This window comes from Roseibium sp. (assembly GCF_051016195.1).
Taxonomy (GTDB): Bacteria; Pseudomonadota; Alphaproteobacteria; order Rhizobiales; family Stappiaceae; genus Roseibium.
Window position 1 is genome coordinate 260,716 of the sequence record NZ_CP134616.1, and the last position, 14,546, is coordinate 275,261.

At 60.2% G+C, this 14,546-nt stretch carries 14 protein-coding genes; 2 read left to right on the forward strand and 12 right to left on the reverse strand.

Annotated elements, in window-relative coordinates:
* Window positions 1-12: 12 nt before the first annotated feature.
* The 12 genes from RDA78_RS01220 to RDA78_RS01275 all read right to left on the reverse strand — a co-directional run bounded on the left by RDA78_RS01220 (window position 13) and on the right by RDA78_RS01275 (window position 12,529).
* Entirely contained in the window at window positions 13-1,008 is a 996-nt protein-coding gene (locus tag RDA78_RS01220; RefSeq protein ID WP_434053554.1) for an adenosine deaminase, read from the reverse strand.
* Between the two features lie 60 nt (window positions 1,009-1,068).
* Entirely contained in the window at window positions 1,069-2,295 is a 1,227-nt protein-coding gene (locus tag RDA78_RS01225) for a phosphopentomutase (protein ID WP_434053555.1), read from the reverse strand.
* A 78-nt stretch (window positions 2,296-2,373) separates the two neighbouring features.
* Window positions 2,374-3,690 carry a thymidine phosphorylase gene (deoA, locus tag RDA78_RS01230; protein ID WP_434053556.1) on the reverse strand — a complete coding sequence of 439 codons (1,317 nt, stop codon included), beginning with the start codon at window positions 3,688-3,690 and terminating at the stop codon, window positions 2,374-2,376.
* A 24-nt stretch (window positions 3,691-3,714) separates the two neighbouring features.
* Window positions 3,715-4,491 carry a deoxyribose-phosphate aldolase gene (gene deoC, locus RDA78_RS01235; protein WP_434053557.1) on the reverse strand — a complete coding sequence of 259 codons (777 nt, stop codon included), beginning with the start codon at window positions 4,489-4,491 and terminating at the stop codon, window positions 3,715-3,717.
* Window positions 4,491-5,297 carry a purine-nucleoside phosphorylase gene (locus RDA78_RS01240; RefSeq protein WP_434053558.1) on the reverse strand — a complete coding sequence of 269 codons (807 nt, stop codon included), beginning with the start codon at window positions 5,295-5,297 and terminating at the stop codon, window positions 4,491-4,493. The genes deoC and RDA78_RS01240 overlap by 1 nt, the downstream gene beginning before the upstream one ends.
* Before the next feature lie 16 nt (window positions 5,298-5,313).
* Entirely contained in the window at window positions 5,314-5,706 is a 393-nt protein-coding gene (locus tag RDA78_RS01245; RefSeq protein WP_434053559.1) for a cytidine deaminase, read from the reverse strand.
* The gene (locus RDA78_RS01250) at window positions 5,703-6,671 is read right to left on the reverse strand and encodes an ABC transporter permease (protein ID WP_434053560.1); all 969 of its coding nucleotides are present in this window, start codon (window positions 6,669-6,671) and stop codon (window positions 5,703-5,705) included. Before RDA78_RS01250 ends, RDA78_RS01245 begins: the two co-directional genes overlap by 4 nt.
* 2 nt (window positions 6,672-6,673) lie before the next feature.
* On the reverse strand, window positions 6,674-7,780 hold the full coding sequence (locus RDA78_RS01255; RefSeq protein WP_434053561.1) for an ABC transporter permease: 1,107 nt from the start codon (window positions 7,778-7,780) through the stop codon (window positions 6,674-6,676).
* Window positions 7,777-9,327 carry an ABC transporter ATP-binding protein gene (locus tag RDA78_RS01260; RefSeq protein WP_434053562.1) on the reverse strand — a complete coding sequence of 517 codons (1,551 nt, stop codon included), beginning with the start codon at window positions 9,325-9,327 and terminating at the stop codon, window positions 7,777-7,779. Before RDA78_RS01260 ends, RDA78_RS01255 begins: the two co-directional genes overlap by 4 nt.
* 66 nt (window positions 9,328-9,393) lie before the next feature.
* Window positions 9,394-10,389, reverse strand: a complete 996-nt coding sequence (locus RDA78_RS01265) for a BMP family lipoprotein (RefSeq protein ID WP_434053563.1) — start codon at window positions 10,387-10,389, stop codon at window positions 9,394-9,396.
* Window positions 10,390-10,477: 88 nt separating this feature from the next.
* Window positions 10,478-11,476 (reverse strand): BMP family lipoprotein, encoded by a 999-nt coding sequence (locus RDA78_RS01270; protein ID WP_434053564.1) that lies wholly within the window; start codon window positions 11,474-11,476, stop codon window positions 10,478-10,480.
* 69 nt (window positions 11,477-11,545) lie between these two features.
* Window positions 11,546-12,529, reverse strand: coding sequence for a sugar-binding transcriptional regulator (locus RDA78_RS01275; protein ID WP_434053565.1), 984 nt, complete (start codon window positions 12,527-12,529; stop codon window positions 11,546-11,548).
* Between the two features lie 549 nt (window positions 12,530-13,078).
* Between RDA78_RS01275 and RDA78_RS01280 the strand changes: the two genes are divergently transcribed.
* Entirely contained in the window at window positions 13,079-13,930 is an 852-nt protein-coding gene (locus tag RDA78_RS01280) for a DUF1194 domain-containing protein (protein ID WP_434053566.1), read from the forward strand.
* Between the two features lie 183 nt (window positions 13,931-14,113).
* The gene (locus RDA78_RS01285; RefSeq protein WP_434053567.1) at window positions 14,114-14,545 is read left to right on the forward strand and encodes a methylglyoxal synthase; all 432 of its coding nucleotides are present in this window, start codon (window positions 14,114-14,116) and stop codon (window positions 14,543-14,545) included.
* Window position 14,546: the final 1 nt, after the last annotated feature.

Below are 14,546 nucleotides of genomic sequence, written 5' to 3' on the forward strand. Positions count from 1 at the left end.
CGTTCGCCTCCGTCAGTTCTCGCCGTCTTCGCGTGCGGCGCTGTCCAGTCTCACCAGCAACCGGTTCCGGGTGGCGGGATCGCAAAAAGCAGCTTCAAGCGCGGTCCGCGTAACGGCGATCTGGTCTTCGAACGACCAGCCGAAGGTTTTCGCGACGGAGCTGTATTCCTTGCCGAGCGTCGTGCCGAAGAACGGCGGGTCGTCGGAATTGAGGGTAGTCCTCACTCCTTCCCTGCGCAGAATGTTCACCGGGTGAAAGCGCAGGTGAGAAAAGACACCGAGCGCTACGTTCGACCCGGGACAGACCTCGAGCACGATCTCCTCGTCGACCAGCCTTTTGACCAGTTGCTTGTCCTCGATTGCCCGGACGCCATGTCCGATGCGCTTGACCCGCAGAAACTCCAGAGCCGCAATGACGCTGTCGGGCCCGCCGAACTCACCTGCATGCGCGGTTGTCCCCAGTCCCGCGTCTGCGGCCATGCGGAAGGCCCTGGAAAAGTTGGCGGGATGGCCCGAACGCTCATCTCCCGCAAGACCGAAACCGGTCACCAGCGGATGAGGGTTCGCGATCACTTCCTTTGCGACACGCTCCACCGAGGCCGAGCCAAAGTGGCGCACGCCAATCGCGATCATGCGTCCTTCGATCGCGGTTTCCGTCTTGGCCCGCTCAATGCCGCTCGCGAGTCCCTCGACATACGACCTGTAGGAGAGCCCGGCAGCCTGGGCATGGTCCGGCGAGATCGTTATTTCACCGTAGATCGCGCCTTCGGCCGCGAGCATTCGAAAATAGGTTTCGGAAAGCAGCGCATAGTCAGAAGGTGTCTTGAAGACGGAACTGGAGACGTCGTAGGCCTTCAGAAAACTCGTGAAGTCCGACCAGACATACCTTCCCTTGCCGTCGATGATTTCGCTCACATCGACTTCATGCTGCCTGGCCAGCCTGCGGACCAGGCTCGGCGGGGCCGCCCCTTCGATGTGACAATGCAATTCAGCCTTTGGAACGTTCACGTTTCACTCATCTCCGGAAGATCGGGACATGACCTTTTGAGCCAGGCCTGCCTGCCGTTATCAGGCTTTCAAAAAACTCGACCCATGAGGACCTATCGCAATTCCAAGGTGATCGGCAATGCTCTCGCCGATATCCGCATAGGTCTTTCTGCCGCCGATGCTCCGGCCAGCGAGGCCCGGACCGGTGGCGATCACCGGAACATGTTCCCGCGTATGATCCGTTCCGGTCCATGTCGGGTCGCAGCCGTGATCTGCGGTCAGCACCAACAGGTCGCCGTCTTTGAGCCTGGAGATCATCTCCGGCAGCCGCCGGTCGAAATGCTCAAGCGCGGCCGCGTAGCCTGGCACGTCCCGCCGGTGACCGTAGAGCGAATCGAAATCGATGAAATTCGAGAAGACGAGGTCCCCGTTCTCGGCCATCTCCATCGCCTCAAGTGTCCGGTCGAAAAGCTGATCGTTGCCTGCTCCCTTCAGTACTTTCGCAACACCCTGATGCGCAAAGATATCGGAGATCTTGCCCACGCCGATCACGGTGCGTCCTGCTTCGGTTAGGCGGTCGAGCAGCGTCGGTTCGGGCGGCAGAACGGAATAGTCGCGCCTGTTGGGAGTGCGTTCGAAGGTCTGCGCACTGTCACCGGTGAACGGGCGCGCAATGACGCGGCCTATGTTGTAGGGGTCGGCGAATTCCCGCGTCGTCTCGCACAGCTTCAAAAGCCGTTCCAGGCCGAAGTGGTCTTCATGCGCAGCGATCTGAATAACGGAGTCAGCCGAGGTGTAGAAGATCGGCTTTCCGGTTCTGACATGTTCCTCGCCGAGTTCCGCGATGATTTCAGTTCCGGAAGCGTGCTTGTTGCCAAGAACGCCCTCCAACTGCGCTGCCGCGCAGACCGGGTCAATCAGGTCGGCCGGGAATGTCGGGATGGTGTCCGGAAAGTAGCCCCAGTCGAAGCGCACCGGAACACCTGCAATCTCCCAATGCCCGGACGGTGTGTCCTTCCCGTTCGATACTTCGGCGGCATAGCCCCAGAGCGCTTCGGGGTCACCGGCATAGTCGAGCCCCGGCACGTCCTTGCCGGTTGAAAGCCGCCCGGCGGCACCAAGTCCCAGACGATCCATGTTGGGCACGGACAGCGGCCCTCTGCGCAACCCCTCCATGTCGCCTTCGCCGCGCGCACAGCGTTCGGCAATGTGACCCAGCGTGTCGGATCCGGCGTCACCAAACGCCGCAGCATCCGCCGCGCCGCCGATGCCGAAACTGTCCAGCACACACAGGATTGCTCGAGGCATGGGTGTCTCCTCAGTTTTCTCTCTTGCCGGTCAACGGAACCGGAGGGGTGCCGGGACAAAAAACCGGCAAGCAGTTGATCAGGGCGCGATGCGGTCAACGACGCTCGGATGATCTTCAACGTCCATGGCCGAACCGAGCGAATAGGCATTCCGGACTTCAATTGCCGCCGCTTCGGCCTCTTCTTCGGTTTGCGCATGCACAATCGCAAGCGGCGCATCGGCATCCACGGTGTTTCCAATCCCCGCAAGGTCGGTCAGACCGACAGACGGGTCGATCACATCGGCCGCGGCCCTGCGACCGCCGCCAAGGGCGACCACCGCGACGCCGACGGCGCGCGCATCGATCGCCGTCACGATGCCGTCAGTGTCGGCGTAGACCGGCGCCTGGACCGGCGCTTTGGCGAGGTAGAGTTCGCTTTTTTCGATGAAGTCGGCGGGGCCGCCAAGGGCGTGCACCATCTGCCCGAATTTTTCCGCTGCCTTGCCGCTGTCGAACGCCTCACGCATCATTTCCGCCCCGGCATCCGCCGTCGGCGCGATGCCACCGGTCGCCAGAAGTTCACCACCCTGGGCAACGGTGACATCCCACAGGCGATTGTCGACAGACGTGCCTTTCAGGAAGTTGACCGCATTCTGCATCTCAACGGCATTGCCTGCAGCCGAGGCAAGCGGTTCGTTCATGTCCGTCAGCAGCGCGGTCGTTTTCAACCCGGCCCCGTTCGCCACAAGAACGAGGCTCTCCGCGAGCGCCCGTGCTTCATCCAAAGACGCCATGAAGGCACCGGTTCCCCATTTCACGTCCAGCACGAGACCTTGAAGGCCGGCGGCCAGTTTCTTTGACAAGATGGACGCAGTAATCAGATCAATGCTCTCGACCGTCGCCGTGACATCGCGAATGGCGTAAAACCGCTTGTCCGCCGGTGCCAGATTGCCCGTCTGGCCGATCACCGCGCAGCCGATGTCCCGCACCACTTTCTTGAACAGCAGGTTGTCGGGCTGTGTCTGGTAGCCCGGAATCGTGTCAAACTTGTCGAGCGTGCCCCCGGTGTGTCCGAGACCGCGCCCGGAAATCATGGGCACCGCAGCGCCGCATGCGGCAAGCGCTGGAGCCAGCATCAGCGATACGTTGTCGCCGACACCGCCGGTCGAATGCTTGTCCAGAACCGGCGCCTCGATTTCCTGCCAGTTCATGACGTCGCCGCTGTCGCGCATCGCGAGCGTGAGTGCGACGCGTTCATCGATGCTGAGCCCTTTGAAGAAGACAGCCATGGCCAGCGCGGACACCTGCCCCTCCGTAACAGTGCCATCTGCGAGGCCTTTGACGAAAAACGCGATCTCCTCCGCGTCGAGAGCACCCCCGTCGCGTTTCTTCCGAATGAGTTCCTGCGGCAGCATATTGTTCAATCCTTTTTGGTGCCGTTAGTAGCCCTGAGTGGGTGCGGGTTCGGTGCCCTCGATCGTTGCGATCAGCGCGTCCAGGAGGCCACTCGCCCCGAAACGGAAGGTGGAGGCTGAGGCCCAGTTGTGCCCAAGGATCCGGTCGGCAAGCGCGAGATAGGCCTCGGCATCCTCGCTTGTCCTGATGCCGCCGGCGGGCTTGAAGCCGATCACGCGCTCAGCATTGTCGCGGCGCGCCTCCTCGATCGCGGTGAGCATCACCTCTGCCGCCTCCAGCGTCGCGTTGACCTTGACCTTTCCCGTCGATGTCTTGATGAAGTCCGCCCCGGCGGCGAAGGCAACATTCGAGGCCGCATGGATCAGCAGCGGGTCCCTGATTTCGCCCGTTTCCAAAATGACCTTCAGGATCGCCGCTTCGGGAATGGCTTCCTTGACCCTGATGATCTGCTCTTCAACGAACCCCTTGCGGCCGGCGACAAAGGCCTCGTAGGCCATCACGTGATCGATCTCGTCGGCGCCGTCTTCGATGGCTTTCAGCGTTTCGCCAACCACAGCGCTCGTGTCCACGCCGCCCTGGGGAAAGTTCACCACCGTTGCGACCTTCACGCCCGTTCCGGTCAGTTCCTTTGCCGCCTGCGCGACGAAACGCGGCCAGACGCAGACAGCGGCAACCGAGCCGTGATCGGTCACGGTGCGTTCCGTCAGCTTTGAAATGTCGTCCGGCGTGCAATCGTCATTCAGGTTGGTCAGGTCGACCAGACCCAGGGCCCGCTTGGCGTTTTCAATCCTGTCGCTCATCAGCCGACCTCCTTCACGAATGCGCGTACCAGCTGTTTCATGCGCTCCATGCCTGTGAGCGCAACGCTCTTGGTTTCGTCGTGGGACAGTTCGTGGGTCTGCATGCCGGCGCCGTAGTTGGTGATGATCGACATGGCGACCACGCGCAGTCCCAGGAACCTGGCAACAATGACTTCCGGCACGGTCGACATGCCGACGGCATCGGCTCCCAGCGTCCTTGCAGCGCGGATTTCCGCCGGCGTTTCGAACGAGGGGCCGGAGAACCACATGTAGACACCGTCTGCAATCGGGTCACCGGTTTGGGCGGCGACCTTCTTCATCGCGGCCTGCAGGTCCTTGTCGTAGGCGGCACTCAGATCCAGAAAACGCTTTTCGTCTTCTTCTCCGATCAGCGGGTTCTTGCCGGACCAGTTGATGTGATCGGAAATCAGCATCGGCGAACCGGGTGCGACCTCTTCCCTGAGGGACCCGGCGGCATTGGTTGCCAGCAGGATATCGCAGCCAAGCTCCTTGAGGGTCTCCACCGGCGTGCGCATGACGGTCGGATCGCCGCTTTCGTAATAATGCGCCCGGCCGGACAGGATCACGACCGGCACGCCGGCGAGCGTTCCGGCGACGAGTTCGCTGGAGTGAGACGTCACGGTGGACACCGGAAACTCCGTCAGGTGTCCGTATGGTATGCGAACAGCATCTTCGACTTCTTCGGCAAGAGCGCCAAGGCCCGAACCGAGGATCATGCCAATCTTGTAGGAACCCTTGCGGGCCGCACGGACGATGTCAGCGCATTCACGGCCGTAACCACTCATGGTGGGTCAGTCCTTCTTACTTGTGCTCAAGTTCAAAAGCGGCAGGCAGCAGTTCCTCCAGAGTGAAACTGCGCTTGATGCCATTCAGGTCCGCGACATGGACAACGAGATTGTCCGTGCCGAATTCGGCGAAACGCTGGCGGCAGACACCGCACGGCGTACAAAGGGCCGCGTCGCCGACAACCACGGCCTCCTCGATCTCCGTGTAACCGCCCGCAATCATGGCGCTGACCGCGCCGCCCTCTGCGCAGACGCTGACAGGGTAGGACGCATTCTCGACATTGCAGCCGGTGAATACCGTCCCGTCAGGCGTTCTGAAGGCAGCCCCTACGAGAAAGTTCGAATAGGGTGCGTAGGCCCTTTCGCGAACTGCCTTCGCAGCCTCGAAAAGCGCGTCCAGTTCGCTCATGACCGCTCCTTGAGATAAGGAATGCCGGCAGCCTTCGGCGGGATCGCCTTGCCAATGAAGCCGGCCAGCAGAATGACTGTCAGTACGTAAGGCAGAGCCTGGAAGAACTGGACCGGGATCTCGCCGACACCGGGCAGTTCCTGACCCTGCATGCGGATCGCGACAGCATCAAGGAAACCGAAAAGGAGGCATGTCAGCATCGCACTTGCGGGGCGCCACTTGGCAAAGATCAGCGCGGCGAGCGCGATGAAGCCCTTGCCGGCGGTCATGTTGACCCCGAAGCCGGCACCTTGCGCGATGGAGAGATAGGCCCCGGCAAAGCCACACAGGATGCCGCAGGCAATCACCGCGCGATAGCGCAGCCAGGTTACCGAGATCCCCGCCGTATCAACCGCCGCCGGGTTTTCACCGACGGCACGCAGGCGCAGACCGAAACGGGTCCTGAAGAGGATCCACCATGTCAGCGGCACCGCGAGGAAAGCCGCATAGACGAGGATGTTGTGGCCGGACAGGAGCTCGGCATAGATCGGACCGATCACCGGGACATCGCGCAGCTGCTCCGACATTGGCCAGGCGACATCGGTGAAGCGGCCTCCCTCGGGAAGGGCCGGCGTTCGTCCGCCCTGGCGGAACCAGGTCTGGCCGAGAAGCGCCGTCAGACCGGCGGCAAGAAAGTTGATGGCAACGCCCGAGACGATCTGGTTGCCGCGGTTCGAGATCGACGCGAAGCCGTGCAGAAGTCCGAGCAACACGGAAACACCTATACCGGCGAGCAGGCCCAGCCAGGCATTGGCGGTGATGTAGGCGACTGCCCCTGCCCCGAATGCGGCACCCAGCATCTTGCCTTCCAGGCCGATGTCGACCACGCCGGAACGTTCCGAATAAAGCCCTGCAAGGCAGGCAAGCAAAAGCGGCGTGGACAGGCGAACAGTCGAATCGAGGATCAGGATGAAATCTTCAAACATGATCACGCCTCCTTTGCCTTGAGTGCCTGGGAAGGCGTGAACAACCTGATGATCGCGGGCCGGAACATATACTCGAGAGCCCCTGCGAACAGGATCACGAGGCCCTGAATGACGATGATCATGTCACGGGTGATGTTGGGCATTTCGAAGGAAAGTTCGGCCCCGCCCTGATACAGCATCCCGAAGAGAATGGCTGCCAGAATGATACCGACCGGATGGGCGCGGCCCATCAGGGCAACGGCGATCCCGACAAAACCGTAACCTGTCACGAAGTCGATGAGGAGACGGTGCTGGGACCCCATGATCTCGTTGATCGCCATCATGCCGGCAAGGCCACCGGAGATCAGCATCGTGATGACAATCGTGCGTACCGGTGAAATCCCGGCATAGACTGCTGCCGTGGCATTCGCGCCGAACGACCTGATTTCAAAGCCGAGTTTCGTGCGCCAGATCAGGAGCCAGACAAGCAGACAGGCGGCCAGCGCCAGGAAAAGCGACAGGTTGACCGGTGCATACCCAAATCCGAAGGACGGGAAAATGTCGTTCAGGAAGGGCAGGCGTCCGCCGTCTTCGAAGGTTCTGGTCTCCGGCTGCATGGAGCCCTGTTCCTTCAGCATGCCGTTGAGCAGATAGACCATCAGCGACGACGCGATGAAGTTGAACATGATCGTGGTGATGACGACATGGCTGCCGCGGGTTGCCTGCAACCAGGCCGGAATGAAAGCCCAGGCAGCCCCCGTCAGGGCCGAGCCAATGACAGCGAACGGCAAGGTAATGTACCAGGGCACGACGCTGTCGAGTGCAAGACACGCGAACGCAACCCCAAGCCCGCCCAGATAGGCCTGCCCCTCGCCGCCGATGTTGAACAGACCTGCATGGAAGGCGACGGCGACTGCCAGCCCGGTGAAGATGAAATTGGTCGCGTAGAACAGTGTAAACCCGATGCCTTCACCGTAGCCGAGCGATCCCCAGACAAGAATTTGAACCGCCTCAAGCGGGTTCTCGCCAATGAGGACAACCACGAGGCCCGACACCAGAAACGCCGCGGCTAGGTTGAGGAAGGGAATAAGGCCGAGATCGACCCAGCGTGGAAGCTGACCGGCTGTCATTGCACACCTCCCCGGACGGACTGGGTATTGTCGACGCCGGCCATCAGCAGCCCGAGATCGCCTTCTTCCGCGTTCGCGCCGCGTTCCCCGACGATCCTGCCGTCGAACATCACCAGGACGCGGTCGGAAAGCGCCCGGATCTCGTCCAGTTCAACCGAGACCAGCAACACGCCCTTTTGCGCATCGCGCAGCTCCACCAGCCGCCGGTGGATGAACTCGATCGCGCCGATATCAACGCCGCGTGTCGGCTGACCGACAAGCAGCACTTCCGGGTCCCGTTCGATCTCGCGCGCCAATACGATCTTCTGCTGGTTGCCGCCCGAGAAATTCGCGGTCTTCAGCATCGGGTTCGGCGGGCGGATGTCGTATTTCTCGATCTCGGCAACGGCGTTTTTCTTGATGGTTCCGAGGTCCATCAAAAGGCCTTTCGAATAGGCCGGGTCGCGATGATATCCGAGGATCGAATTCTCGTATTCCGTAAAGCTGTTGATCAGCCCCATGCGGTGCCGGTCTTCGGGCACGTGCCCCATGCTCTTCTCGCGCATGTCGGCAGCATCAAGCGTGCTTGTACTCAGGTCGATGGTTTCACCGTGGATCTTCAAAGTTCCGGTGGTCGCACGGCGAATGCCGGAGAGCGTCTCCAGAAGCTCGGACTGACCGTTGCCGGAAACTCCGGCAATGCCGACGATTTCGCCGGCCCGAACCGAAAATGAAACATCCATGACGACCTGAACGCCGCGGCTGTCGGTCACTGTCAGGTTGGACACTTCCATCACCGGTGCTTTCGGTTCCGCAGGTTTCTTGTCCACGCGCAGCAGCACCGACCGGCCGACCATCAGTTCGGCGAGCTGTTCCATGGAGGTGTCCTTCGTTTCCACGGTCGCGACCATCTCACCGCGCCGCATGACCGAGACCGCATCGGTGATTGCCATGATTTCGCGCAGCTTGTGCGTGATCAGGAGAACGGTCTTGCCTTCGTTTCTCAAGACTTCGAGGATCTTGAAGAGGTGGTCCGCTTCCGCCGGTGTCAGCACGCCTGTCGGCTCATCGAGAATGAGGATCTCGGCGCTGCGGTAAAGGGCTTTCAGGATCTCGACACGCTGCTGAAGGCCGACGGGAAGATCTTCGATCAGCGTATCGGGATCAACCCGCAGTTCATATTCTTCCTCCAGGCGCTTCAACTCGGAACGCGCGTGAAAGAGGCTTCCGGCAAGAAGCTGGCTGTCTTCCGCGCCAAGCACGACATTTTCAAGAACGGAGAAATTGTCCACCAGCATGAAGTGCTGGTGAACCATGCCGATCCCCATGGCAATCGCCGCCTTGGAATCGGGGATCGTCTGCTTTTTCCCGTCGATGAGAATATCTCCATCATCGGCGTGGTAGAAGCCGTAGAGAATAGACATGAGCGTGGATTTGCCCGCGCCGTTCTCCCCGATGATGCCGTGGATCGACCCTTTCTTCACGACAAGGTCGATGTCCTTGTTCGCGTGAACCGGGCCGAAACGCTTGTTTATTTTTCTGAGCTCGATTGCCGGCGTTTCGCTCATGCCTTCCCCCAGGCCCGACGGTTGTTCCCTGTCATTCTTTCTGCCCCCTGTCAGCGCAGCTCCGGATCAGAGCGGACACGCGCCTTCGGTCACCACATCATGCACCTTGACGCGGCCCGCGGATATGTCTGAGACGGCCTTGTCGGCTGCCGCTCTCATGTCGTGCGAGATGAGATCCGCATTGTTTTCGTCCAACACCCAGTCCATACCGCCCTCGGCCAGTCCGAGCACCTGAATGCCCGGTGTGAAGGTTCCGTCATTTGCGGATTTGAAACTGTCGAAGACCGCATTGTCGACCCTCTTGCGGATCGAAGTCAGAACCTTACCAGGGTGCAGGCCGTTCTGGTTGCTATCCGTGCCGATGCCCAGGATATCAGCGTCCGCTGCCGCCTGCAGCACGCCGAGCCCCGTTCCGCCGGCAGCCTGGATAATCACGTCGGCACCGCGCTGGATCTGACCGATCGCGAGTTCACCGCCGCGCACCGGGTCGGTGAAGGCGGCCGGCGTGTCGCCGGCCATGTTGAAGATGACGCTGACATCCGGGTTTGCAGCCTGCGCGCCCTGCTTGTAGCCGCACAGGAACCTCTGAATGATCGGTATGTCCATGCCGCCGACAAAGCCGATCGTTCCGGATTTCGTTGCCATGGCCGCAAGAAGCCCTGCGATGTAGGCCCCCTCCTGTTCCTTGAAAACGTAGGAGCGCACATTCGGCTGATCGACGACCATGTCGACAATTGCAAAGTCGGTCTCCGGGAAGTCCGGCGCGACCTGTCCAAGCGCGTTGGCCTGGTTGAACCCGATCGCGACCACCGGTTCGCCGCCACGGTTTGCGAAGTTCCGCAAGGCCTGCAGGCTCTGGGAATCACGCTCCAGCGCAAATTCGCGGACGCGATCACCCGTTTCCTCCTGAAACCGCTTCACGCCTGTATAGGCGCTTTCATTGAAGGAACCGTCGAACTTGCCGCCAACCGAATAAACGATCGCGGGATCCGCCAATGCCGCGGATGTGGCGAATGCTGCGGCCAAGGCCGCGGTAAACAGTCCAGATTTCAAGCTGATCATCCGATCCCCCGGCAGAACGATTGGGCGGCAGGTGATATCAGGTGGAAGCCTCCGCGCACCCGGCGCGAAGGCTGATTTTCGAGAACCCTCAGTTGGGGCAGGATTCGTCGGACATGTAGTCGTGAACGACGATTTCGCCGGAGATGATCTGCTGGCTCGCCTTTTCGACGGCAGCTTTCATCTCGTCATTCACGAGTTCCGCGTTGTTGTCGTCCAGCGCCCAGTCGACACCGCCTTCCTTGAGGCCGAGGACTTCAAAGCCGGACGACCAGCTGTCGTTTTCCGCATCTTCGAACGCCTGATAGACGGCAATGTCGACACGCTTCAGCATGGAGGTCAGAACGGAGCCCGGATGCAGACCGTTCTGGTTGCTGTCAACGCCGATGCCGAGCTTGCCTGCATCAGCCGCCGCCTGAAGAACACCGATACCGGTGCCGCCGGCTGCGTGATAGACAACGTCCGCGCCGCGGTCGAACTGGGATTTGGCCAGTTCGCCGCCCTTGACCGGGTCGTTCCAGGCAGCGCCGGTTGTGCCAGTCATGTTCTCGAACACTTCGGCATCCGGGTTGGTCGCAGCCACGCCCTGCTTGTAGCCGCAGGCGAACTTGCTGATGAGCGGGATGTCCATGCCGCCGACGAAGCCGACCTTGCCTGTCTCGGACGCCATGGCGGCCAACAGGCCAACGATGTAGGAGCCTTCGTGCTCCTTGAAGAGGATGGAACGGACATTCGGCAGGTCGACGACCATGTCGACAATCGCGAATTGCGTGTCCGGGAATTCCGCGGCGACCTTCTCAACCGCGTTAGCCTGCGAGAAGCCGATGGCGACGATCGGGTTCATGCCGCGCTTTGCGAAGTTGCGCAGGGCCTGTTCACGCTGGCTGTCGTTCTGGATTTCGAAATCACGGTACTCGATGCCGTAGTCCTGCTTGAATTTCTCAGCACCAGTGTAGGCGGCTTCATTGAACGACTTGTCGAACCGTCCTCCGAGATCGTAAAGCACGGCCGGTTTGGTGTCAGCCGCTGCGGCCGCGGCGGTAAGGGCCAGTCCGGCAAGAGCCGTGCCGATGGTTAGAAGCTTCTTCACGTTTATGTCCTCCGACATGCGGGGGCCTGCTTTTCTTTCAGACCCGTTTCCCCTCGTGACCCAGCCGCGTCATGCGGACTGTGCCAGTTGCAATCCGACCCGCGCACTCAGGGCCCTCGCAAGGGTCTCGTCCGTGACAAGGTCGGTAATGACACCAGTGCGAAGTGCGGCAAGGGTTGCATCCACCTTGCTCTGCCCACCCACCAGCGCAATAACGCGGCGCCCGCGCACTTCGTCGAAGTGCAGACCCACGGCGCAATCGCCGAGAGAATTGGGAGCCAGTTTTCCTTCAATCGTCAAAAAGCGGCCCATCAAATCACAGACGGCACCGCAAGACATCAATTGTTCCTGTTCCTGCTTTGAGATCATGCCGCGCTGAACCAGGTGCCCCTCATTCTCGACCGAGCCGATGCCGATCAGGAAGACATCTGACTGGCGCGCGCGCGCCATCAGGTCCTGGACACTGCGCTGCGTCAGGAACATGGCTTTCTCATCGGGGCTTTCAGCGAAATACGGCACGGGCAGATAGTAGCCGATGCCGCCCGTGCGCTCCTGCATCTTCTGCACGATGTCATAGGGGTTCGCGGCAAGCGTGCGCGTGAGCGAGCCACAGATCGACATGATCTCCAAATCCTGACGCGCGGTCTTGGGCAGAGCCTCCACGGACGCCTTCATTGTGCGGCCCATGCCGACGCCAAGACGCTTGACATTCGGCCCCGACAGCAGACCGGTCAGGAACTGTGACGCCGAGACGGCGACCGCGCGCAAAACACCCTCATCGTCGCCGCCACCAAGATCGGGCGCAATAATGCAATTGGTGAGATCGAAAAAGCGCGAGAGTTCCTTTTCCAGCTGCAGGCATTCCATTGGCCGGCCGTCGACCTGAAACTTTACGTAACCTGCCTTCTGGGCGTGGGCGATCAGACGATGCACCTTGGCTGGCGATACACCGAGCTGAGATGCGATTTCACCCTGGGTGCGGCCGCCCACGAAAGACAGCCACGCCGCGCGGATGGCCATATAGGATGTCCAGTCGTCTTCGTGCGCCTGCATATACGTCGACACCTTCCCAGGGCCGGATCAGGGATGCTCCGAACCCGCCAACGAAACCGGCTCGTTCAACGAGCCCTTCTTGTCCTTCGGCATGACACTTCAATTCATCCCGAAAAATTCTTCACCTAGTGAGAATTTATTCAGATCATGACCAGCGAGGGCGCGCTCGTCAACAGAAAAAGCTCCCGAATTTTAAGCAGACTGCTTCATTTCAGGGCATCGGCTCAGCATAAACCGAAAAATCCGCCCCGGCACATTTTGCCGTTTGATGTCGGAAATGTGACGGCGCCCGGCAAAATTTGCCTAGTAATCCGGCAGAAAATTCCTATCTGTGGAATATACGCACTCCGTGCACATTTGATTTTGCCAGTTAAATTGATTTCAGCTAGGTTTGGCACGTAGCTTGCTAAGTAAATCCTGATGCTAACCAAAGGCGTTTCATGCGCCTCAGCAAGAATCACAAGGACTGTAAAGACGAGTAGCAGAACAACAAAATAACACTGGGGAGACGTGGCAACACGGTCGCAAGACCGGAATAAGGAGAAACCAATGCGTCTCGACATAATAAAAGACTGTGCACTGACAGTTGCAAAGATACTGTCCCTTCCAGCAGTAGCCATGCTGCTTATCCTTCCCGCCGAAGCCCGGGACCTGCGGCCGGCGATGCCTTCGACCGCAAATCTCTCATACGATCCGGCCAACGAGGTCGACGTGGAACTCGTACTCGCGGTTGACATCTCACAATCCATGGACACCGAAGAACAGGAAATCCAGCGGGCCGGCTATGTCTCAGCTCTCACCTCGCGGGAATTCATCGATGCCATTCAGATTGGTCCGATCGGCCGGGTCGCCGTCACCTATATGGAATGGGGTGGTGTCGATGAACACTTCATCGTCGCCGACTGGACCGTCGTCAAGGACGCGGCCACGGCTTCGCATTTTGCCTCCAAGATTGCCGAGGCTCCCTTGCGACAAGTACAGCGGACCTCCATCGTGTCGGCTCTGGAGAAATCCGTCGAACTGGTTCAGACCAACCAGTATATGGGGCTGCGCCGTGTTATCGACATTTCGGGAGACGGGCCGAACAACCAGGGTGGCTCCGTCACCGAGATGCGGGATCGCATGGTTGCTGCGGGCGTGACGATCAACGGGCTGCCGTTGATGATGAAGACGAACAAGAACTCCTGGCAGGCGATGCTCAACCTCGATCACTACTACGAAGATTGCGTGATCGGCGGTCCGGGCTCCTTTGCCATTCCCGTCCGGTCGAAGGAAGGTTTCGCGGATGCCATCCGCATGAAACTCGTCCTGGAAATTGCCGGACTGCATCTGAAGGAACCCGATCCTTATTTTCGGAGGGTTTCAGGCCGCGAACCGGTCCGGTGCAACCTTTTCGACTAAGCAAGCCACGTCTTCTCCCTATCGACTGCCGCGCTCCACAGGGGGCGTGGCTTTTTTGTCTCTCGAATTTTTTCGCCTGTAACGATCCTTTCCGCACACTTCTGGCGCTTCCCCCTTTGCGTAGTGCCGAGTTTGCGGCTAATAACCAAGCCGCCCGTCCGTCTTGCCGCGAGAGGATCCCGAATGCCAGCCACCCCGACACTTGCCCTAGTCGCGCATGATGCCAAAAAGGATGCGATGGTGGACTTCGCCTTGCGCCACCGCGAGAAACTCGCGGCATTCAACCTTGTCGGCACGGGGACGACCGGCGGCCGTGTTCTGGAGGCTTGCCCAGAACTCACGCTCACGCGTCTGAAGAGCGGTCCTCTGGGTGGCGATCAACAGCTGGGTGCCATGATCGCCGAAGGGGAATTGCAGGGCCTGTTTTTCTTTGCTGATCCTCTTTCCCCTATGCCGCACGACGTTGATGTCAAGGCGCTCATGCGGCTGGCGCTGGTTTACGACATTCCGATGGCGCTCAACCAGTCCACGGCAGATATTTTGCTTCGCTCCGCGCGCCTGCAGGGCCTTCAGACAACATCCGATACGCCTGAGGTCGGTACGTCCAAGTCATGAC

Bases quoted from the DNA above. Each gene is read 5' to 3' on its own strand.
- RDA78_RS01285 (WP_434053567.1), top strand. From the start codon at position 14,114: ATGCCAGCCACCCCGACACTTGCCCTAGTCGCGCATGATGCCAAAAAG.
- RDA78_RS01240 (WP_434053558.1), bottom strand. From the start codon at position 5,297: ATGAGTGGTTACGGCCGTGAATGCGCTGACATCGTCCGTGCGGCCCGC.
- RDA78_RS01275 (WP_434053565.1), bottom strand. From the start codon at position 12,529: ATGCAGGCGCACGAAGACGACTGGACATCCTATATGGCCATCCGCGCG.
- RDA78_RS01280 (WP_434053566.1), top strand. From the start codon at position 13,079: ATGCGTCTCGACATAATAAAAGACTGTGCACTGACAGTTGCAAAGATA.
- RDA78_RS01250 (WP_434053560.1), bottom strand. From the start codon at position 6,671: ATGTTTGAAGATTTCATCCTGATCCTCGATTCGACTGTTCGCCTGTCC.
- RDA78_RS01225 (WP_434053555.1), bottom strand. From the start codon at position 2,295: ATGCCTCGAGCAATCCTGTGTGTGCTGGACAGTTTCGGCATCGGCGGC.
- deoA (WP_434053556.1), bottom strand. From the start codon at position 3,690: ATGCTGCCGCAGGAACTCATTCGGAAGAAACGCGACGGGGGTGCTCTC.
- RDA78_RS01255 (WP_434053561.1), bottom strand. From the start codon at position 7,780: ATGACAGCCGGTCAGCTTCCACGCTGGGTCGATCTCGGCCTTATTCCC.
- deoC (WP_434053557.1), bottom strand. From the start codon at position 4,491: ATGAGCGACAGGATTGAAAACGCCAAGCGGGCCCTGGGTCTGGTCGAC.
- RDA78_RS01245 (WP_434053559.1), bottom strand. From the start codon at position 5,706: ATGAGCGAACTGGACGCGCTTTTCGAGGCTGCGAAGGCAGTTCGCGAA.
- RDA78_RS01265 (WP_434053563.1), bottom strand. From the start codon at position 10,389: ATGATCAGCTTGAAATCTGGACTGTTTACCGCGGCCTTGGCCGCAGCA.
- RDA78_RS01260 (WP_434053562.1), bottom strand. From the start codon at position 9,327: ATGAGCGAAACGCCGGCAATCGAGCTCAGAAAAATAAACAAGCGTTTC.